Annotated in this window: 1 pseudogene; it reads left to right on the top strand. The window is 64.9% G+C overall.

The window, feature by feature from the left end:
- Positions 1-285, top strand: a pseudogene (locus NE547_RS18215) (transglutaminase domain-containing protein); the annotation flags it as partial.

Genomic DNA, 285 nt, shown 5'->3' with positions numbered 1-285 from the left:
GGCCATCGGTGACCTGGAGGGGGCCAAACGTCTGATCGACCTGCGTCTGTCCGCCGCCGGGCAGCCCGAGCTGGCGGAGCGCCTGATGGTAGAACGGCTGCGGTTGGAACGTCTGCCCCGCGACTACCCCAACGACCGTGCCCAGGCCCTGACCATGATCCGTGCCGAATGGCCCGGCTGCTCCGAGGAACAATTTGACGGGTTGGTGGATGCCGGGCGCTTTGACTGGCGTATGATCGGCTCCGTTCCCCACTATCACGAGCGGTTTTTGGAGTCTTTGCGCCT

Source organism: Flavonifractor sp. DFI.6.63 (genome assembly GCF_024462255.1).
Taxonomy (GTDB): Bacteria; Bacillota; Clostridia; order Oscillospirales; family Oscillospiraceae; genus Lawsonibacter_A; species Lawsonibacter_A hominis.
The sequence above is the reverse complement of the archived record's forward strand: the minus strand, read 5'-3'. Positions and strand labels throughout refer to the sequence as shown.